Below are 18,540 nucleotides of genomic sequence, written 5' to 3'. Positions count from 1 at the left end.
TCGCTGCTCCAAAACCGCTGCCGCGACATGCATGGATTTGACGCGGCTATTCGCGCTCGCCGGTGAAGTTCAACAGCAGCTGGAAGATGTTGATAAAATTCAGATAGAGCGAGAATGCACCGAAGACGGCGAGCTTCTGCTGCGATTCCGCACCGAAGTTTTCAGCAAACTGCTCCTTGATCGTCTGGGTATCCCAGGCGGTGAGGCCGATGAACACAGCGATGCCGATCACCGAGATGGCGAACTGGAGCGCGGTCGAGCCGAGGAAGATGTTGACGATGCTGGCGATCACCACGCCGATCAGACCCATGATCAGGAAGGACGAGAACTGGGTCAGGTCGCGTTTGGTCGTGTAGCCGTAAAGGCTGGTCGCGCCGAACATGGTGGCGGCGATGAAGAAGGTGCGCGCGATGCTGGTCCCGGTGAACACCAGGAACACGGACGCCAGCGACAGGCCCATGACCGCACAGAATGCCCAGAACATCGCCTGAGCGCCGGCCGCGGACATCGTCTGCATCCGGAACGAGAACAAAAGCACGAAGGCGAGCGGTGCCAGCATCACCACCCACTTCAACGGAGTGGAAAAGATCGGCACGTAGAGGGCTGGCGTGGAAGCCACGACGAAGGCGATCACGCCGGTAACGACGAGGCCAACGCCCATGTAGTTGTAGACGCGCAGCATGTGCTGGCGCAGGCCTTCGTCATAGACGGCGCCGGTTTGGGCTCCGACGCCGGTGCGGTATCCTAGATTGGGGGTGTTCATGCGGGTTCTCCTTTGTGAAGGTCAGTAAAGCGTGTTGGCGAGCGTTTCTGCGGTGCGATCGAGATCGCGGACACCGCTTCGGGCGACGACTGCGTAAGCAACTTCGCCGATCTGGAAATAGGCCGAGGAAATTTCGCCCGACGGGGCGACGGTCGGCTGGACCACGTCGAACGTTCCGGGCCTGATCGCGAACAGCGAGACCAGTCCCAGGTCTCTTGTTTCGACAGCCATCTCGACGCTCGGGCCGAACTGCGATGGATAGATCTGGACGTCACGGACCTTCCAGTCCTTCGGCAGCGACGGCATGACGATTGCCGTGGCGGCGCGGATTTCGTCCGCATCGTAATCCGGCGCTTCGGGCTGGGATGACATCGCCTCGCGCAGGATCGTCGTCCTGTGTGCCCGGATCGCCTCTTCCAGATAGATAGGCGGCTGGGTCGAGGCGACGACTTTCGTCACCGATATCGGCCCGACGATCCCGTTGGCCAGCCAGCCCGCAGCCACCAGGACTGCGACCGCCGCAGCCCGCTGCAACGTGCGCAAGGCGCGCCCTCGAGCCAGTCCCCGTTCCAGCCGCCGTGCCGCATCAGCCGTCGCCAGCCGCGCCATGCCCTTGCATCCGGCAAGCGCCAGGCGCAGTTCGTCGCGCGTCCTGAGGTCGGACATCACGCGGGCGGCAGCCTCCGGACGGGCGGACAGAAACGCCTCGACCTCAATGCGGCGGGCAACGTCCAGCTGGTCGTCGACATAGGCGTCGAGGTCGGCATCGGTCACCGGGTCGCGCAGTTCGCTCATCATGGACATCACGGGCCTCCCACGATCTTGAGGTGGCTTTTCGCATGTGCCGGCAATTTGTCCTCCATCTCGCGGAGCGCTGCGCGCGCCCTGCCGATGCGCGACATCAGCGTTCCCAGCGGCACGCCGCTGGCCTCGGCCGCCTGGCTGTAGGTAAGTCCCTCGATGGCGACGAGATGCAGCGCCGAACGCTGCTCATCCGGCAATTTGAAAAAAGCTTCGCGCACCTGTGCCAGGCGGACGGAATGCTCCTGGGGTGCCTGCATACTGGCGTCGGCAAGATACCCGGCCTGCTCGACGCGCGCCGCTTCGGATTTGCGGGACCGCAGGCCGTCAATGAAAGCATTGTGGACGATCGACAGCAGCCATGCGCGCAGGTTTCCGCCGGATCGAAAGGTGCCGCGCCGCTCATAGGCACGCACCAGCGCGTCATGCACCAGATCCTCTGCTTCTGCGCCGTCGCGCGTCAGCGAACGCGCGTAGCGCCGCAGAGAACCAAGCTGTCCTACGATATCGAAGCGTGGCATCGACCCTCTCACGTCCTGTTTACGGAGCATGGCAGGTTTTTAATCCCGCTCTTTGAGTTTTTTGCGATCCGGAATGTCAGGCACAACCGGTACAACGCCACCAGCGCGCGTACGGCTTTCCTTGTCCGGGAACGAGCGGCCCTCCCCGCAGCCGCCTCAATTCGCCGCGCGGTTTTAGCGCCACCGGGGATTTCGATGTTTATCCCTGAATTAATTTGTGACGCGAAAAATCGCGAAACTGTCATCTTTTTCGGGGCACTTGCGAGTTATAGGCAGGAAACATTCACCGCCGAATCTTCCTTCGCCGACGGCCCTTTGGGCCCGCTTTTGTTCAACGAATTATCGACCCGACATGACAAGCCCCGACATGACAGGCAATGTGCCAGCCCAGCGGGATACCCGCATCGATGTCTTCCGCGCGCTGGCGCTGCTGACGATCTTCGTCAACCACGTGCCGGGGACGATCTTCGAGTATGTCACGCACAAGAATTTCGGCTTTTCCGATTCGGCCGAAGCCTTCGTGCTGATTTCGGGGATTGCCGTTGGGCTCGCCTACGGACTGAAGTTCCAGCCGGGGAATCGGTTGCTCATCACCCTGAAGGCCTGGCGGCGTGCCGGTGTCCTCTATGTCACCCACGTCATGACCACTGTCGCGACGCTGGCGATCTTCTCGGCGGCTGCATTGCATTTCTCGCGGCCCGATCTTTTGAAGCTGATCAACATCCAGATGATCATCGAGGACACGCCGGAAGCGCTGCTCGGCATCGCGGCGCTCGGGCATCAGATCGGCTATAACAACATTCTTTCCATGTATGCCGTCGTACTTCTGATGATGCCGCTTTTCCTGTGGATCGGCACTTTCAGCCTGCGCCTGATGCTTGCTGCGTCCGCTCTCCTCTGGCTCATCGCCGGCATTTTCCAGATCGCGCCTTCGAATTTTCCCGGCGACGGCTTCTGGTTCCTGAACCCGCTCTCCTGGCAGTTTCTTTTCGTCATCGGCATCGCCGGCATGCTGCATATCAAGCGCGGCGGCGAAATCCGCTTCAACTGGATGATGGCGAGCGCGGCCGTCCTGTATCTGGTCGGCGCGCTGATTTGGGTGCGGCTGCCGCTTTGGGGCATCGAGACGGCCTCCGGCCTGCCTACCGTGCTGACTGGCTTCGACAAGACGTTCCTGTCGCTGTCGCGCCTCATGCACATTCTGGCGATCGCCTATCTGATCGTGGCAATCCCGGCGCTTTCCAACCTGGCGAAGACGAGGCCCGGACACCCGCTCGCGGTTCTCGGCAAGCATTCGCTGCCGGTCTTCATCGCCGGAACGATCCTCGCCATGATCGCGCAGGTCATGAAGGTCGTCAGCCCGGGCGGCCTCCTCGACGACGCGATCCTGATCTCGACAGGCATCGCGCTGCAGTTCGGGTTCGCCTACTACCTCGAATGGTTGCCGCGGATCGGTTGGGGCGGCAAGAAGCGGCAATCTGGAGCCGCCTTGCCGTCTGCTGCTCTCAAACCGGCATGATGGAACGGCGCGACGCGCCGTGCGATCAAGGCCTTTCGCCGGTGCGAGCCTCGCCTCCAGGCCACGCTTTGGATTCCTGTGTCCAGTCTCCCGGTTGGCGGTTTTCAGCCTGGCGCAAATGAAAACCGCTGGCGCAGCACAGCCGATTTGCGTATCACTCCGCCGCCAACGGAGCCGCGCCGATGTTCGAAAACCTCCAGCCTGCCCCAGCCGACAAGATCCTCGCCTTGATCGGCCTCTATCGTGCCGATCCCCGCCCCGGCAAGGTCGACCTCGGCGTTGGCGTCTACAAGGATCGCGATGGCAAGACGCCGGTGATGCGCGCCGTGCGCGAAGCCGAAAAACGATTGCGGCAGAGCCAGGACACCAAGACCTATCTTGGGCTTGCCGGCGATACCGGCTTCAACACGGCGATGGCGAGGCTGGTTTTTGGCCCTGCGGCCGCGCTAACGCGCATCCGTGCGGCGCAGGCGCCCGGCGGCTCGGGCGCGCTGCGGCTGGTGGCCGAGCTGCTCAAGAGGACGCGATCCGACGCGACGATCTGGCTGTCGGACCCGACCTGGCCGAACCACATGCCGGTGATGCGCGCCGCCGGCCTGCAGATACGCGAATATCCCTACTTCGACGCAGCCTCAGGTGCTGTTCGCTTCGCCGACATGATGAGCGCGCTGGCGACCGCCAGGAGCGGCGACGTGGTGCTGCTGCATGGTTGCTGCCACAATCCGACAGGCGCCAATCTGGACATCGCGCAGTGGGCTAAAATAGCAGACCTCGTCGTCGAGCGCGGCCTGCTGCCCTTTGTCGACATTGCCTATCAGGGGTTTGGCGAGGGCCTTGACGCTGACGCCGCCGGCTTGCGCCTGCTGGCAGCAAAAGTCCCGGAAATGGTCGTTGCCTCGAGCTGCTCGAAGAACTTTGCCGTGTATCGTGACCGCGTCGGCGCGGCAATGATCCTGGCAAAAGACAGCGCGCAGGCGGATGTCGCAATGAGCCAGATGCTGTCGGCGGCGCGCGCCATGTACTCGATGCCGCCGGACCACGGCGCGGCCGCCGTGCGCATCGTGCTTGAAGACGCCACGCTGCGCGCCGACTGGGAAGCGGAGCTCGAGGAGATGCGCCTGCGCATGCTGCGGCTTCGGGTGCAATTCGCCGAAGCGCTGCGGCGGCAGTCCAATTCCGATCGCTTCGATTTCGTCGCCAGCCATCGCGGCATGTTTTCCCGGCTTGGCCTGTCCGAAGCGCAGGTCGAGCGGCTGCGCGCCGAGCACGGCCTCTATATGGTCGGCGACAGCCGCATCAACGTCGCCGGCCTGCCGGAGGACGGCATGGACGCGCTCGCCAAGGCGATCGTCTCTGTGCTCGACTGAGACTTTGAGCGGCGCTGTGGACAATCGCCCCTCGCCTTGCGACGGCGTTGGCTGCACCGTCGGACGCAGGCTAGCATGCGACCGATGAAACCCTCGAAAGACATTTCCCGGCTGATCGAGATCATGGCGGCGCTGCGGGCGCCGGAAACCGGCTGCCCGTGGGACGTCGAGCAGGATTTCTCGAGCATCGCGCCCTACACGATCGAGGAAGCCTACGAGGTGGCGGACGCCATCGCGCGTGGCGACCTGGACGATCTGCGCGACGAGCTCGGCGACCTGCTGCTGCAGGTCGTCTACCATGCGCAGATGGCCGAGGAGGCCGGTGAATTCGCCTTTGGCGACGTGGTCCAGGCCATCACCACAAAAATGATCCGCCGCCATCCGCATGTCTTCGGCGACGATGAGGCGCGCAGCGCCGGCATGGCCAAGGGCATGTGGGAGAAGATCAAGGCCGAGGAAAAAGCGGAAAAGCGAAATGCCCGCCTCGCCCGCGGGCACGATCCGGAGGATCATGGCAAGGGTTTTCTGGACAGCGTTCCGGTTGCCCTGCCCGCTTTGACGCGGGCGCTCAAGCTGCAGGAAAAAGCGGCCCGCGTCGGCTTCGACTGGAGCGAGGCGACGCCGATCCTCGACAAGATCGAGGAAGAGATCGGCGAGTTGCGCCAGGCCCTTGCCAATGGCGATACGGCTTCGATCAAGGACGAGTTCGGCGACATGCTGTTTGCCTTCGTCAATCTCGGGCGTCATCTCAAGGTTGATTCCGAAGCGGCGCTCAGCGGCACCAACGAGAAATTCCGCTCGCGGTTCCACTATGTCGAGCTCGCTCTGGAAAGGTCCGGAAACACGCTTGAAAAGGCGACGCTCGACGAGATGGAGGCGCTTTGGCAGCAAGCCAAAAGCGCGAAGTAACGGCGATTACCCGTTGTTTTTACGGTGTAATCTGGTTTCTATCTCTTCGTGTGCGCTTCGCGTCGCTTTGAGCGACACGGTTATGCCGCCATCTTCATTGTCGGTGCGCGAGACGACGTCGCCATTGCGGTAGAGCCAGTCGACGAACCCAAGCTGGTCAGGCTGGAGCGTGACGGTCTGCGTTTCCAGTTCGCCTGAAACTCGTGTCTCGATGATCGCCTTCAGCACATCGATGCCCTCGCCGGTGGCGGCCGATATGGCAATCGGCGGCGCCTTGCTGCCGTCGATCCCGTCGGCGAGCAACCGCTCCCGGTTGCCTGCATCGAGCCGGTCGATCTTGTTCCACACTTCGATGACGCGCCTGCCGTCGCCGGCATCGACGCCGAGATCGGCGAGGATGCGCTCGACATCCTCGGCCTGGGCGGCCGTGTCGGGGTCCGAAATATCGCGCAAATGGATGACGAGATCGGCCTCGACCACCTCTTCGAGCGTTGCCCGGAAGGCCGCGATCAGATGCGTCGGCAGGTCCGAAATGAAACCGACCGTATCCGAAAGGATGACCGGCGTGCCGTGCGGCAGCCGCACTCGACGCAGTGTCGGGTCGAGCGTGGCGAACAGCATGTCTTCGGCCAGCACCCCTGCTCCGGTCAGCCTGTTGAACAGCGTCGACTTGCCGGCGTTGGTGTAGCCGACGATGGCCACGACCGGGAACGGCACTTTCTTGCGCTTGGCGCGGTGCAGGTCACGGGTGCGTCGCACGGTTTCGAGCTCGTGCTTGAGCTTGTTGATCTTGTCCTGCAGGACACGGCGGTCCGATTCGATCTGCGTTTCGCCAGGCCCGCCGAGGAAACCGGCACCGCCGCGCTGGCGCTCGAGGTGAGTCCAGCTTCGCACCAGCCGGCCCTTCTGATAGTTGAGGTGCGCCAGATCGACCTGCAGCGTGCCTTCCTTGGTCCGCGCGCGCTCGCCGAAAATTTCCAGGATCAGGCCGGTGCGATCCAGCACCTTGGCGTTCAATTCCTTCTCCAGGTTGCGCTGCTGCACCGGCGTCAGCGGATGGTCGACAATGACCAGTTCGGCACGGCCCTCTTTGACGATCTCGGCGAACTCCGCGACCTTGCCGCTGCCGAGCAGGGTGGCAGGCCGGGGATCGCTGACGGTCACAACAGCGGTATGGATCGGGTCGAGGTTTATGGCTTGGGCAAGGCCGACCGCCTCGTCGTGGCGGGCCTCGGCAGAACGCGTCAGGCGCGGGCGATTGGTGTCTTCGTCGCCGCGCGGCTGACGGGTAAGCACCGGCACGATGACCACGGCCCGGGTCGGGCCTTCGGCCTCCGCCCCCGGCTGATATGCTGGTTTTTCGCGAACGCTGCGATCCGCGTCTTTCTTACGTGCCAATCAGGCGCCCTGGCTTTCCTCGCCATCGAACATCTGAACCGGCTGGCTCGGCATGATCGTGGAAATGGCGTGCTTGTAGACGAGCTGGGAGTGGCCGTCTCGACGCAGCAGAACACAGAAATTGTCGAAGGAAGTGACCACGCCGGTCAGCTTCACGCCGTTGATGAGGAAGATGGTGAGTGGGTTTTTGCTTTTGCGAACTGAATTCAGGAACAGGTCCTGAAGATTTTGCGATCGTTCCGCCATTGTTCTTGTCTTTCGCCGATCCCCTTCGGTTTGCAGGCCAATGCGCCAAATTAGCTGGCACATGTCAAGCGCGCAAACACCGTCTTGCCGTCAATAACGACAAGCAGAACGAGATATATTGATGTTCATTCCACCTGTGCGGTTATCAGGCTGGACTTTTTTCCGCAACGTCAAAAAAGGCGTGCCGCAAGGAAAGTGTAATCGAGCCCGGATGGCCGTTGGCGACCGGAGCACCGTCGATCGCCACGATCGGCATGGCGATTGTGGTCGCGGAGCTGATGAAAACCTCGCGCGCGGCCTTGGCTTCGGCGACCGAAAAGCCCCGCTCCTCGATCTTCAGGCCGAGCTTGGCGGCCACGTCGAACAGCGTGGTGCGGGTGATGCCGCGCAGGATGCCGTGCTCGGCCGGACGCGTCACCAGCACGCCGTCCCTGGTGATGATCCAGGCGTTCGACGACCCACCTTCCTTGACGGTGCCGTCGGCATCGACGAACCAGGCTTCCTGGGCGCCGGCTTCCTTGGCCTTCTGCTTGGCGAGCACATTTGGCAGCAGGCCGACCGACTTGATGTCGACCCGGTCCCAACGGTTCTCCGGTACGGTGATGACCTTGATTCCGCTTTCGGCCCTCCTGGCGGCAGCAGCGGGGTCGGCTTTCCTGGCGGTAACCACCAGCGACGGCTTCGTGCCTGCCGGGAAAGCAAAATCACGGCTGGCGACGCCGCGCGTCACCTGAAGATAGACCAGGCCATCGGCGACATGGTTGCGGCGGACCACCTCGCGCAGGATAATCGGCAACACGCCCGGCGTGACCGGCCAGTCGATCGACAATTCGGTCAGCGAGCGGTTCAGCCGTCCGAGATGGCGAGGCATATCGACGATGAAGCCGCGCGCCACCTCGCAGACCTCGTAGACACCGTCGGCGAACTGATAGCCACGGTCCTCGATATGCACGAAAGCGTCGGCGTGAGCGACATAGCGCCCGTTCACATAGGCAATGCGCGGCATGGGTCACCCCTGAAGAAGTCTGCGCATGGCCCCCGAAAATCGGAATCCATTTTTCGGGGAAGACCATGCACAAAAAACAAAATGCTACAGCGTCCGTTGCGCGTCCCGAAAGACGTGCGGCAGCGTTTCTTATGCGATTCCGCCGCCGCCGTAACCGATAATTGCGTAGGCCACGACCGGATTGGCTGTCAGACGCCCAGCGACTTCAGCTTCCGGTGAAGCGCCGAGCGCTCCATGCCGATGAACTCGGCCGTCTTCGAGATGTTGCCGCCAAAACGGTTGATCTGGGCGATCAGATAGTCCTTCTCGAACTGTTCGCGCGCTTCACGCAACGGCAGCGCCATGATGTGCTGATCGGATTGGTTCGGCGTGCGCGGCATGACATCGCCGATCTCGGCAGGCAAGAGATCGGCGGTGATCGGTGCGTCGATATCGTCGCCGCGCGCCAGGATCATCAGCCGCTCGACGTTGTTGCGCAACTGGCGAACGTTGCCTGGCCAGTTGTGCGCCTGCAGCACCGCCAGCGCGTCGTCGCCGATGCGCCGCGGCCGGATGCCGGCCTGGCGGGCGATCTGCTTCATGAAATTGTCGACAAGATAGGGGATGTCCTCACGCCGCTCGGCCAATCCCGGCACCATAACCGGAACCACCGCCAGGCGGTGATAGAGATCCTCGCGGAAACGACCGTCGGCGATCATCGCCTCCAGGTTCTGCGACGTCGACGAAATGATGCGGACATCGACCTTGACCCGTTTGGTGCCCCCTACCCGCTCGAACTGCTGCTCGACCAGCACGCGCAAGATCTTGTTTTGCGTTTCGCGCGGCATGTCGGCCACTTCGTCGATGTAGAGAATGCCGCGATGGGCTTCCTCAAGCGCGCCGACCTTGCGTTCGACACCGTTTGATTCGGTGCCGAACAGCTCGACCTCCATGCGCTCGGGCGTGATGTTGGCGGCGCTCAGCGTGACAAACGGGGCGCCCTTGCGCGCCGACAGCGTGTGGATGGCGCGCGCCGCGAGTTCCTTGCCCGAGCCGGAGGGGCCGATGATCATGACGCGGCTGTTGGTCGGCGCGACGCGCTCGATGGTCTGGCGCAACTGACTCATCGCCGACGACATGCCGATCAGGTCGAAGGTCTCGCCGCTGCGCAGCTTGAGATCCGAAACCTCGCGTCTCAGCTTCGAGGTTTCAATCGCACGTTCGGCGATGAGGATCAGCCTGTCGGCCTTGAACGGTTTTTCGATGAAGTCATAGGCGCCGCGGCGGATTGCCGAGACCGCGGTCTCGATGTTGCCGTGGCCCGAGATCATCACCACCGGCAGGCTCGGATGCATCGTCTTGATCTCGTCCAGCAGCGCCAGCCCGTCCAGGCGCGAGCCTTGCAGCCAGATGTCGAGGAAAATCAGCCTCGGCGCCCGGTCGGCGATCGCCGCCAGGGCGCTGTCGGCATCGAATGCCGTGCGGGTTTCGTGACCTTCGTCGCTCAGGATACCGGCGACAAGCTCGCGGATGTCTTCCTCGTCATCGACGATGAGAATGTCAGACGCCATTACCGACCTTTTCAGTTTCTCTTTCGGGTTCTGTCCTGCCTTCGCCGCGCGACGGCACGGTGGCGGCGAGCGGCAGGATGATGCTGATCATCGCGCCTCGCCCGTCGTGGAAATCCGCCGGCGCGTCATGCAGTTCGAGCCGGCCGCCATGGTCCTCCACTATCTTCTTGACGATAGCGAGGCCGAGCCCGGTGCCCTTCTCGCGTGTCGTCATGTAAGGCTCGAGCAATCGTTGGCGGTTCTCACGCGGCAAGCCCTTGCCGTTGTCGATGACATCGATGCGAACCGCACCATCCTGGCGCCCGGCTTGAATCCGGATTATGCCGTGCGAGCGGTCCTTTTGATCAAGTCCGTCAATCGCCTCGGCTGCGTTCTTGATGACATTGCCAAAAGCCTGCGCCATCAGGCGGCTGTCGAATGTGCCTTTGAGCGGTTCGTTGCCGAATACGCGCTCGAAGGTGATATCGGAGCGGCTCACCTCGACGAGGAACGAGGCTTCGCGCAACGATTCGCGCAAATCAAGGGCCTTCATTTCGGGCTTGGGCATGCGTGCGAAGGCGGAGAACTCGTCGACCATGCGGCCGATGTCCTCCACTTGCCTGATGATCGTATCGGTGCATTGATCGAAAACCTCGCGGTCTTCGGTGATGACCTTGCCGTAGCGGCGCTTGATGCGCTCGGCGGAAAGCTGGATCGGTGTCAGCGGGTTCTTGATCTCGTGGGCGATGCGCCGCGCCACATCCGCCCAGGCCGAGGAACGCTGCGCCTGGACCAGATCGGTGATGTCGTCGACCGTCACGACATAGGATTTCTCCTCCGAACCGTCGTCGCCGGCCTCGACCGTGATCTGCACGTTGAAGGTGCGCTCCGCACCGGCGCGATAGAAGGTCACCTGCTCGCGATGGACGGGCTTGCCCGACTTGCGGCCGATCTCGAAGACGCGGCCGACATGCGGCAGCACGGCGGAGAGATTTTGCCCGAGTGCGGCGGTGGCGGATATGGCCAGCATCGTTTCGGCCGACCGGTTGACGATGGTGACGATGCCATAGGGATCGACGCCGATAACGCCGGCGGTGACACCGGCAAGCACGGCTTCCGAAAAACGCCGCCGCTCGTCGATCAAATCCTTGGCGGACAGAATCTCGTTACGCTGCGATTTCAGCTCCAGCAGCATCTTGTTGAAGGTGTCGCCGAGCGAGGCGACGTCGCCGTCGGAAGGCCGAACCGGCACGGCAACGTCGAGATTGCCGGTCGCGACCTCGTCGGCGGCGCCGATGAGCTGGCGGATCGGCCGCACCAGGCGGTCGGCCACGGCGATGCCCGTCCAGATGGCGGACAGGATGATGATCAGCGTCAGCGACAGATAGGGAAGTGCAAAGGCCACCTGCGAAGTGCGGCGACTGTCTTCGAGGCCGCGATATTCGTCGGTGTTGGACCTGACAATCTGCCGCGCCTTGATCACCTCGGGATCGACGAGCCGGATGGTGTAGAGATAGAGCCCTTCGATCTCGCGCAGCTTGACGATGGCGCCCATGATGTTGCGCGTCTTCGGCTCGATCAGCACCGGCCTGCCGTCAGCGGCACCGCTCATGGCGCCTTCCGGCGGCTCCGGCATGGCAAAATCGGCGTCGGTCTTGGCGCTCATCACGAACGAACCGTCGGACCTGATCAGTGCGGCATGGGCCAGCGAGCGTCCGACGGCTTCCTTGTTCATCAGATCGAGGAAACCGGTTCGATCGAGGCCGTAGAGCGTGCGGGAGGCGTCGAGATCGTAAGCCATCGACAGGGTCGTTCCCTGGAGATTGCGCGCGTTCTCCTGCACATAGGCATCGGCTATCGACAGCGACGAATTGACAATCGTCTTGGTGCGGATTTCGAACCAGCGATCCAGACCGATGTCGAGGGTGATCGAGGCGATGATCGCCACCATGATGGCGGGAATCGCGGCGACCAGTGCGAACATCGCGACGATCCGCACATGCAGCCGCGATGCCGCCTTGCCGCGCCGGCGCGCCATCACGATACGATGTACTTCGCGGCCAACCAGCGCGATCAGGAACAGGATGAACGCCGCATTGACGGCGATTAGCGCCAGCGTTGTGCTCTCGTCCGGCGTGATCGGCGTGGCACCGACGAGGATGGCGAAGGAGATCGCCGCCGTAACCAGCGCACCGGCAATTGCCACCACGCCCGGCAGCGCAAGCAGCCGGCGCCCGTCACTTGTGCGGGGTTCGCTGAAAAGCGTTTCGCTCAGTCTCGATGCCCGTGGAGCCATGTCGCCGTCTAGAGCCAGTGATTGCGTCGGATGTATGCAACGCATTGTGGCGATTATGCAACAAGTGTGGCCTGGACGGAACTGTTTCGGCGCTCGATCCCCCGGAAAAGGCTTCGCTCTGTCTCACCGGCCCGAAATTCGGGCACGATTTGATGAAAGAAAACGGCGCTCTAAGCTTGCCTGGTCGATTTGTAGACGTTGACGCCGAGTTCGCGAATCTTCTTGCGCAGGGTGTTGCGGTTGAGCCCGAGGAGTTCCGCAGCCTTGATCTGGTTGCCGCGGGTTGCCGTCATCGACGCGAGCACCAGCGGATATTCGACCTCGGAAAGGATGCGCTGATAGAGGCCGGCGGGCGGCAAATCGCCGGCGAACGACGCAAAATAGCGCTGCAGGAAATGTTCCACCGCCTGGCCGATGGACAGATCGTCGGGTATGAGGTTGCCGCCGCCGGGAACGACCGGCCGCTCGCCGGTCTTCAGTTCCGCCTCGATGACTTCGGCGGAAATCTCGTCCTGCGAATAGAGCGCGGCAAGTCTGCGGACAAGATTTTCGAGCTCGCGCACGTTGCCTGGCCACGGATAGCGCTTCATCAGCTCGATGCCGCCCGTGGAAATGCGCTTGGTCTGCAGGCCTTCGCTGGCGCCAAGCTTGAAGAAGTGCCGGACGAGATCCGGAACGTCCTCGGACCGCTCGCGCAGCGCCGGCAGCCTTAGCGGCACGACATTCAGGCGATAGAACAGATCCTCGCGGAAAAGCCCCTGATTGATCAGCGTGCGCAGATCCTTGTTGGTGGCGGCGACGATCCGCACGTCGGTCTTGATCGGCGTGCGGCCGCCGACGGTGGTGTATTCGCCCTGTTGCAGGACACGCAGCAGGCGGGTCTGCGCCTCCATCGGCATGTCGCCGATCTCGTCAAGGAAGAGCGTGCCGCCTTCGGCCTGCTCGAAACGGCCGGTGGAGCGGTTCTGCGCGCCGGTGAAGGCGCCTTTCTCGTGCCCGAACAGTTCCGATTCGATCAGGTCGCGCGGGATCGCAGCCATGTTGATCGCGACAAAGGGGCCGCCGCGGCGGCGGCCATACTCGTGCAGCGCGCGCGCCACCAGTTCCTTGCCGGTGCCCGATTCGCCTGAAATCATTACCGTCAGGTCGGTCTGCATCATGCGCGCCAGCATGCGGTAGATATCCTGCATGGCGGCCGAGCGGCCGACCAGCGGCATCGTTTCCGGCGGCTCGTCCGCCCGTGCATCGATCTTCGGCCGTCGGGGCTCGGAAAGCGCCCGGTTGACGATGTTGAGAAGCTCGGTCAGGTCGAACGGTTTCGGCAGATATTCGTAGGCGCCGGTTTCGGAAGCGCGAATCGCGGTCATGAACGTGTTCTGGGCGCTCATGACGATGACGGGCAGTTCCGGTCGCGCCTTCTTGATGCGCGGCAGCATGTCGAAGGCGTTTTCGTCCGGCATGACCACATCGGTGATGACGAGATCGCCCTCGCCCGCGGCCACCCAGCGCCACAGCGTCGAGGCGTTGGATGTAACACGCACCTCATGGCCGACGCGCGAAAGCGCCTGATTGAGGACGGTGCGGATGGCCGCATCGTCGTCGGCGACGAGAATATTGCCGCGAACCGTCATTTGCGGTCTCCTTCGCCGTCGTCGTCTGTGCCGAACGGCGTTTCTTTCCAGGCTGGCATCAGGATGCGGAAGGTGGTTGCGCGCGGCGTCGAATCGCATTCGATGATGCCGCCATGCTCGCCGACGATTTTCGCGACCAGCGCCAGACCAAGTCCCGACCCGTTAGGCTTGGTGGTGATGAAGGGATCAAACAGGATCGGCAGGATATCTTCGGAGACGCCAGAACCGTTGTCGCGCACGCAAAATTCCAGCGGCAGCGACACGCGGCCCTGCGATCCTGGAACGGAAACACGAATGCCCGGCCGGAACGCGGTCGACAGGGTGATCTCGCCTTGCGGGTCGCCGCCAATGGCCTCGGCCGCATTCTTGACCAGGTTGAGGAACACCTGGATGAGTTGGTCGCGGTTGGCGAAAACCGGAGGCAATGATGGATCATAATCCTCCAATATCTTGATCCGCTTGGCAAAACCGTTCTTGGCAATCGCCTTCACATGGTCGAGCACGACATGGATGTTGACCGGATAGCGATCGACGGGCCGCTCGTCGGAAAACACCTCCATGCGATCGACCAGCGAGACGATGCGGTCGGTCTCGTCGGTGATCAGCCGGGTCAGCGCGCGATCCTCGTCGGAAGCCGACAATTCGAGCAGTTGGGCAGCACCCCGGATGCCGGATAGCGGGTTCTTGATCTCGTGGGCGAGCATCGCGGCAAGGCCGGTCACCGAGCGTGCCGCACCGCGGTGCGTCATCTGACGATCGATCTTGTCGGCCATCGACCGTTCCTGGAACATCACCACGACGGAGCCCGGGAATTCCGACACCGGCGCGACATAGAGGTCGACGACCTTCTCGATGCCGAGGCGCGGCGACGATACGTCGACCCGGTATTCGTTGACGGGTGCCCGGCGCTCGCGCACCTGGTCGACAAGCGTCAGCAACGGACTGCCGAATGGAATGAGCTTGGGTAATGTGTTGCGGGCGAGCATGGTCGCGCTCGAGCGGAAGAAATCCTCGGCATCGGCGTTGGCGAAGGTGATGAACCCTTCCGCATCGAGCATGATCACCGGGCGGCGGATGGTGTTGAGCACGATGTGTGCGGCGTCCGCCATGTCCGCGTTTTGTGCAACGGTGGCATTCATGCTGCGCTCCGCAGGTTCATCGGTTCGGCAGCGCTTGAAAACACCTCGTGCAACGCGGCAATGACGCGGACGGGCTCGAAGCAGGTAAGGATGGCCTTTCGCTGTTCATCGACGACGCCAGCGGCGTGGCGGTCGAGATACCAGCCAAGATGCTTGCGCGCCTGTCGCACGCCGCTTTCGATGCCGTAGAGCGATAGCATGTCGTGGTAGTGAGCAACGACGTAGTCGGCCAGCGCTTGCGTGCTTTCCGGCACACCGGGCGTCATCTCTTTTGCCGCGGCTGCCGCGATGCTGCCTGCCGTCCAGGGTGCGCCGTAGTGGGCGCGGCCGATCATCACCGCGTCGGCGCCCGACTGGTCGAGGATCATTGCTGCCTCCGCCGGCGAGCCGACATCGCCATTGGCAACGACCGGGATCGAAACAGCCTGCTTTATGCGTGCGATGGCGCGCCAGTCGGCCTTGCCCTGGTAGAACTGGCAGCGCGTGCGGCCATGTACCGTCACCATCTGAACCCCCGCCTGCTCGGCGCGGCGCGCCAGTATCGGCGCATTGAGCGCGCTTTCGTCCCAGCCGAGTCGCATCTTGACCGTGACCGGCACCTCGACGGCGCCGACCACCGCCTCGATCAGCGACAAAGCGTGATCGAGATCGCGCATCAGCGCCGAACCGGCATAGCCGCCCGTCACCTTCTTGGCCGGGCAGCCCATGTTGATGTCGATGATGTCGGCGCCCTCGCCCGCGGCTATACGGGCGCCCTCTGCCATATGTACCGCCTCACGGCCGGCAAGCTGGACCATGTGCACCGGCAGCCCGGAATGGCGGATGCGCAGGCCGCAACCGGCTCTGCCCCTGGCAAGTTCGCCGCTCGCCACCATCTCCGACACCACCAACCCGGCGCCATGCGCATAGGCACGCTGCCGGAACGGCTCATCTGTTATGCCCGACATGGGGGCGAGAAAAGCGCGATTGCGGATTCTCACACGACCCACATCCAGCGGAGATGCCAATTTGGTCAGGTCAAGCATGCACAAAAACCAAGCATTTTTAATAGCTGCACATTCACTAGCCAGAATGGCGGCAATGTGCAACGCGCAATGACGTCGCATTAAGGCGCATTTGGGAAAATGCTGGCACTAGCCAAAGTGCGATGCGTGTTGGGGACGCTATTGGCACTTTGCATCTGCGCATGATCTGTTCCGAAAAGCGATTCCACTTTTTGGGATGATGCGCTAAGCGTCTCGGCATGACAGACGCAAGCAAAAAGCAGGCTTTGGCTGCGGACGACAAGGTTGCCGTCGTTATCGTCGCCGCCGGCCGCGGCGCGCGCGCCGGTCAGGCCGACGGGCCGAAGCAATACCAAAGGATCGGCGGCCGTGCCGTCATCGCGCGCACATTGGACGTGTTTTTGGCGCATCCGCGAATCGGTCCTGTCGTCGTCGCCATTCATGCCGACGACAGCGAGCTTTTTCGCAGCGCCGCCGGCGCCAACGCCGATCGGGTCGTCACGGTGACTGGTGGCGCGTCCAGGCAGGACTCCGTGCGGCTCGGATTGCTTGCGCTGAGAAGCCATGCGCCGCGCCGGGTTCTGGTCCATGATGCCGTCCGCCCGTTCGTCGACGCGGAATTGATAGACCGCACGGTCGCCGCCATCGGCGAGCGCCAGGGAGCGCTGCCTGCCCTGCCCGTCGCCGATACGCTGAAACGTGAATCGGCCGCCGGCATGATCGGCGAGACGGTTTCCAGGAACGGGCTTCATGCCGCGCAGACGCCGCAGGGCTTCCCGTTCTGGCCGATCCTGGCTGCCCACGAAAAGGCCCATCATCTGGGCAAGGCGGACTTCACCGACGACGCCGCGATTGCCGAATGGGCGAATATTCCAGTGAAAATCGTCCCGGGCTCGCCGGAAAATGTCAAACTCACCTGGGCAAGGGATATCTCGATGGCGGATCAGCGGCTTTCCGGCGAACGGCCGCGTTTTCCGGACATCCGCACCGGCAATGGCTACGACGTCCATGCCTTCGAGCCCGGCGACCATGTCGTCCTGTGCGGCGTCTCCATCCCGCACGACAAGAAGCTGTCCGGCCATTCGGACGCCGATGTCGGCCTGCACGCCTTGACCGACGCGCTGCTCGCCACTTGCGGCGCCGGCGACATCGGCACGCATTTCCCGCCATCGGACCCGCAGTGGAAAGGCGTGGCCTCGCGGATCTTCGTCGAGCATGCGGCAGAACTGGTACGCGCGCGCGGCGGGCGCATCGCCAATGCCGACATCACGCTGATCTGCGAGGCGCCGCGCGTCGGCCCGCATCGCGAAGCGATGACCGAAATCCTTTCGGCAATGCTGGCGATTTCCCGGGACCGCATCTCGATCAAGGCGACAACCAACGAAAAGCTCGGCTTTGTCGGACGCGAGGAAGGCATAGCCGCCATCGCCACCGCCAGCGTCGTGTTTCCAGGTGATGTCCCCGAATGAGCAACAGCGATCTCGCAGATGCCCTGCTTCAAGCCTGCCAACAGCGCGGCATCATGCTGGCGACGGCCGAGAGCTGCACCGGCGGCATGATCATCGCCGCCTTGACCGACATCGCCGGCTCTTCGACAGTGGTTGACCGCGGTTTCATCACCTATTCCAACGAGGCCAAGACTGAGATGCTCGGCGTTTCCGCCGCCACGCTCGAGGCGCACGGCGCGGTCTCACGGGAAACGGCGGTCGAGATGGCGGCCGGCGCCTTGGACCATTCGCGCGCCGGGCTAACCCTTGCCGTCACCGGCATTGCCGGTCCGGGCGGCGGCTCGACGGAAAAGCCCGTCGGCCTGGTCTGGTTCGGTATCGCCTTGACCGGCCGGCCGGTCGTCAGCGAATGCCAGTTGTTTGCCGACAAAGGCCGCAAGTTCATCCGCCGGGAGACGGTCAGGCACGCGCTTGAACTGGGCTTGCGCGCGCTCGCTGCGGATCAGGCTGCCGGCGCTGCGCCATAGATGACGTCGGCGCGCTTCTCGAACGCCTCGGAAAACATGCGGAAGGCGCGATCGAACATCGCTCCCATCACCGCACCCAGAATACGACTCTTGAATTCGTAGTCGATGAAGAAGCAGACATTGCAGCCGCCGTCGGCCGGCTCGAAACGCCAGGCATTGCTCAGATATTTGAACGGACCGTCGATATATTTGACGTCGATGGCCTTCTCGTCAGGCTTTAGCAACACCTGCGTGGTGAAAGTCTCGCGGATCGCCTTGTAGCCAATGCTCATGTCGGCGACGAGGAGGGTGCGTCCGTCGCGTTCCTTGCGCGAGCGAACCGTCAGCGCCTCGCAAAGCGGCAGGAATTGCGGATAGGATTCGACATCGGCGACCAGAGCGAACATCTGTTCCGGCGTATGCGCAACGCGGCGATGGGCTTCGAATTGTGGCATGA

17 protein-coding genes are annotated in these 18,540 nt (G+C 62.9%); 5 read left to right on the top strand and 12 right to left on the bottom strand.

All coding sequences use genetic code 11. From position 1 onward, the window contains the following. Positions 1-46: 46 nt before the first annotated feature. From AC0L2C_RS25340 to AC0L2C_RS25330, 3 genes are read right to left on the bottom strand one after another with little or no spacing between them, the layout of a single operon-like run. On the bottom strand, positions 47-763 hold the full coding sequence (locus tag AC0L2C_RS25340) for a Bax inhibitor-1/YccA family protein (protein ID WP_091591079.1): 717 nt from the start codon (positions 761-763) through the stop codon (positions 47-49). 21 nt (positions 764-784) lie between these two features. Next, a complete protein-coding gene (locus AC0L2C_RS25335) occupies positions 785-1,558 on the bottom strand; it encodes an anti-sigma factor family protein (RefSeq protein WP_473524699.1) in 774 nt (257 codons plus the stop codon). 8 nt (positions 1,559-1,566) lie between these two features. Next, the gene (locus tag AC0L2C_RS25330) at positions 1,567-2,085 is read right to left on the bottom strand and encodes a sigma-70 family RNA polymerase sigma factor (RefSeq protein WP_023799217.1); all 519 of its coding nucleotides are present in this window, start codon (positions 2,083-2,085) and stop codon (positions 1,567-1,569) included. A 352-nt stretch (positions 2,086-2,437) separates the two neighbouring features. Here AC0L2C_RS25330 and AC0L2C_RS25325 point away from each other — a divergent pair, with 352 nt between their 5' ends. The 3 genes from AC0L2C_RS25325 to mazG all read left to right on the top strand — a co-directional run bounded on the left by AC0L2C_RS25325 (position 2,438) and on the right by mazG (position 5,880). Beyond that, entirely contained in the window at positions 2,438-3,604 is a 1,167-nt protein-coding gene (locus tag AC0L2C_RS25325; protein ID WP_473524689.1) for an OpgC family protein, read from the top strand. A gap of 182 nt (positions 3,605-3,786) precedes the next feature. Then, positions 3,787-4,971, top strand: coding sequence for an amino acid aminotransferase (locus tag AC0L2C_RS25320; RefSeq protein ID WP_473524688.1), 1,185 nt, complete (start codon positions 3,787-3,789; stop codon positions 4,969-4,971). 84 nt (positions 4,972-5,055) lie between these two features. Next, on the top strand, positions 5,056-5,880 hold the full coding sequence (mazG, locus tag AC0L2C_RS25315; protein ID WP_473524687.1) for a nucleoside triphosphate pyrophosphohydrolase: 825 nt from the start codon (positions 5,056-5,058) through the stop codon (positions 5,878-5,880). A 6-nt stretch (positions 5,881-5,886) separates the two neighbouring features. On the opposite strand, the gene hflX is transcribed toward mazG, so the two are convergent. From hflX to dusB, 8 genes are all read right to left on the bottom strand, one after another. Beyond that, positions 5,887-7,278: a GTPase HflX gene (gene hflX, locus AC0L2C_RS25310; protein ID WP_473524686.1), complete on the bottom strand. Its 1,392-nt coding sequence runs from the start codon at positions 7,276-7,278 to the stop codon at positions 5,887-5,889. Then, positions 7,279-7,524: an RNA chaperone Hfq gene (hfq, locus tag AC0L2C_RS25305; protein WP_006202172.1), complete on the bottom strand. Its 246-nt coding sequence runs from the start codon at positions 7,522-7,524 to the stop codon at positions 7,279-7,281. 145 nt (positions 7,525-7,669) lie between these two features. Beyond that, positions 7,670-8,530, bottom strand: coding sequence for a D-amino-acid transaminase (locus AC0L2C_RS25300; protein WP_473524685.1), 861 nt, complete (start codon positions 8,528-8,530; stop codon positions 7,670-7,672). A gap of 188 nt (positions 8,531-8,718) precedes the next feature. Next, positions 8,719-10,080, bottom strand: a complete 1,362-nt coding sequence (ntrX, locus tag AC0L2C_RS25295; protein ID WP_027153990.1) for a nitrogen assimilation response regulator NtrX — start codon at positions 10,078-10,080, stop codon at positions 8,719-8,721. Further along, positions 10,070-12,355, bottom strand: coding sequence for a sensor histidine kinase NtrY-like (locus tag AC0L2C_RS25290; protein ID WP_287066643.1), 2,286 nt, complete (start codon positions 12,353-12,355; stop codon positions 10,070-10,072). The genes ntrX and AC0L2C_RS25290 overlap by 11 nt, the downstream gene beginning before the upstream one ends. A gap of 170 nt (positions 12,356-12,525) precedes the next feature. Further along, positions 12,526-13,986 carry a nitrogen regulation protein NR(I) gene (ntrC, locus tag AC0L2C_RS25285; protein ID WP_023799224.1) on the bottom strand — a complete coding sequence of 487 codons (1,461 nt, stop codon included), beginning with the start codon at positions 13,984-13,986 and terminating at the stop codon, positions 12,526-12,528. Next, positions 13,983-15,125 (bottom strand): two-component system sensor histidine kinase NtrB, encoded by a 1,143-nt coding sequence (locus AC0L2C_RS25280; RefSeq protein ID WP_473524684.1) that lies wholly within the window; start codon positions 15,123-15,125, stop codon positions 13,983-13,985. The genes ntrC and AC0L2C_RS25280 overlap by 4 nt, the downstream gene beginning before the upstream one ends. Beyond that, the gene (dusB, locus tag AC0L2C_RS25275) at positions 15,122-16,150 is read right to left on the bottom strand and encodes a tRNA dihydrouridine synthase DusB (RefSeq protein ID WP_287066645.1); all 1,029 of its coding nucleotides are present in this window, start codon (positions 16,148-16,150) and stop codon (positions 15,122-15,124) included. The genes AC0L2C_RS25280 and dusB overlap by 4 nt, the downstream gene beginning before the upstream one ends. Positions 16,151-16,368: 218 nt before the next feature. Between dusB and AC0L2C_RS25270 the strand changes: the two genes are divergently transcribed. Together AC0L2C_RS25270 and AC0L2C_RS25265 are read left to right on the top strand one after the other, a co-directional pair. Further along, the gene (locus tag AC0L2C_RS25270; protein WP_473524683.1) at positions 16,369-17,598 is read left to right on the top strand and encodes a bifunctional 2-C-methyl-D-erythritol 4-phosphate cytidylyltransferase/2-C-methyl-D-erythritol 2,4-cyclodiphosphate synthase; all 1,230 of its coding nucleotides are present in this window, start codon (positions 16,369-16,371) and stop codon (positions 17,596-17,598) included. Beyond that, positions 17,595-18,104 (top strand): CinA family protein, encoded by a 510-nt coding sequence (locus tag AC0L2C_RS25265; protein ID WP_023799228.1) that lies wholly within the window; start codon positions 17,595-17,597, stop codon positions 18,102-18,104. Before AC0L2C_RS25270 ends, AC0L2C_RS25265 begins: the two co-directional genes overlap by 4 nt. Here the strand turns inward: AC0L2C_RS25265 and AC0L2C_RS25260 are convergent. Further along, a complete protein-coding gene (locus AC0L2C_RS25260) occupies positions 18,080-18,538 on the bottom strand; it encodes a type II toxin-antitoxin system RatA family toxin (RefSeq protein WP_023799229.1) in 459 nt (152 codons plus the stop codon). The genes AC0L2C_RS25265 and AC0L2C_RS25260 overlap by 25 nt on opposite strands. Positions 18,539-18,540: the final 2 nt, after the last annotated feature.

Source organism: Mesorhizobium sp. WSM4845 (assembly GCF_055811455.1).
The sequence above is the reverse complement of the archived record's forward strand: the minus strand, read 5'-3'. Positions and strand labels throughout refer to the sequence as shown.

Coding starts and splice junctions, on each gene's coding strand:
- AC0L2C_RS25340 (WP_091591079.1), bottom strand. CDS start 763: ATGAACACCCCCAATCTAGGATACCGCACCGGCGTCGGAGCCCAAACC.
- AC0L2C_RS25335 (WP_473524699.1), bottom strand. CDS start 1,558: ATGAGCGAACTGCGCGACCCGGTGACCGATGCCGACCTCGACGCCTAT.
- AC0L2C_RS25330 (WP_023799217.1), bottom strand. CDS start 2,085: ATGCCACGCTTCGATATCGTAGGACAGCTTGGTTCTCTGCGGCGCTAC.
- AC0L2C_RS25325 (WP_473524689.1), top strand. CDS start 2,438: ATGACAAGCCCCGACATGACAGGCAATGTGCCAGCCCAGCGGGATACC.
- AC0L2C_RS25320 (WP_473524688.1), top strand. CDS start 3,787: ATGTTCGAAAACCTCCAGCCTGCCCCAGCCGACAAGATCCTCGCCTTG.
- mazG (WP_473524687.1), top strand. CDS start 5,056: ATGAAACCCTCGAAAGACATTTCCCGGCTGATCGAGATCATGGCGGCG.
- hfq (WP_006202172.1), bottom strand. CDS start 7,524: ATGGCGGAACGATCGCAAAATCTTCAGGACCTGTTCCTGAATTCAGTT.
- AC0L2C_RS25300 (WP_473524685.1), bottom strand. CDS start 8,530: ATGCCGCGCATTGCCTATGTGAACGGGCGCTATGTCGCTCACGCCGAC.
- ntrX (WP_027153990.1), bottom strand. CDS start 10,080: ATGGCGTCTGACATTCTCATCGTCGATGACGAGGAAGACATCCGCGAG.
- AC0L2C_RS25290 (WP_287066643.1), bottom strand. CDS start 12,355: ATGGCTCCACGGGCATCGAGACTGAGCGAAACGCTTTTCAGCGAACCC.
- ntrC (WP_023799224.1), bottom strand. CDS start 13,986: ATGACGGTTCGCGGCAATATTCTCGTCGCCGACGACGATGCGGCCATC.
- AC0L2C_RS25280 (WP_473524684.1), bottom strand. CDS start 15,125: ATGAATGCCACCGTTGCACAAAACGCGGACATGGCGGACGCCGCACAC.
- dusB (WP_287066645.1), bottom strand. CDS start 16,150: ATGCTTGACCTGACCAAATTGGCATCTCCGCTGGATGTGGGTCGTGTG.
- AC0L2C_RS25270 (WP_473524683.1), top strand. CDS start 16,369: ATGACAGACGCAAGCAAAAAGCAGGCTTTGGCTGCGGACGACAAGGTT.
- AC0L2C_RS25265 (WP_023799228.1), top strand. CDS start 17,595: ATGAGCAACAGCGATCTCGCAGATGCCCTGCTTCAAGCCTGCCAACAG.
- AC0L2C_RS25260 (WP_023799229.1), bottom strand. CDS start 18,538: ATGCCACAATTCGAAGCCCATCGCCGCGTTGCGCATACGCCGGAACAG.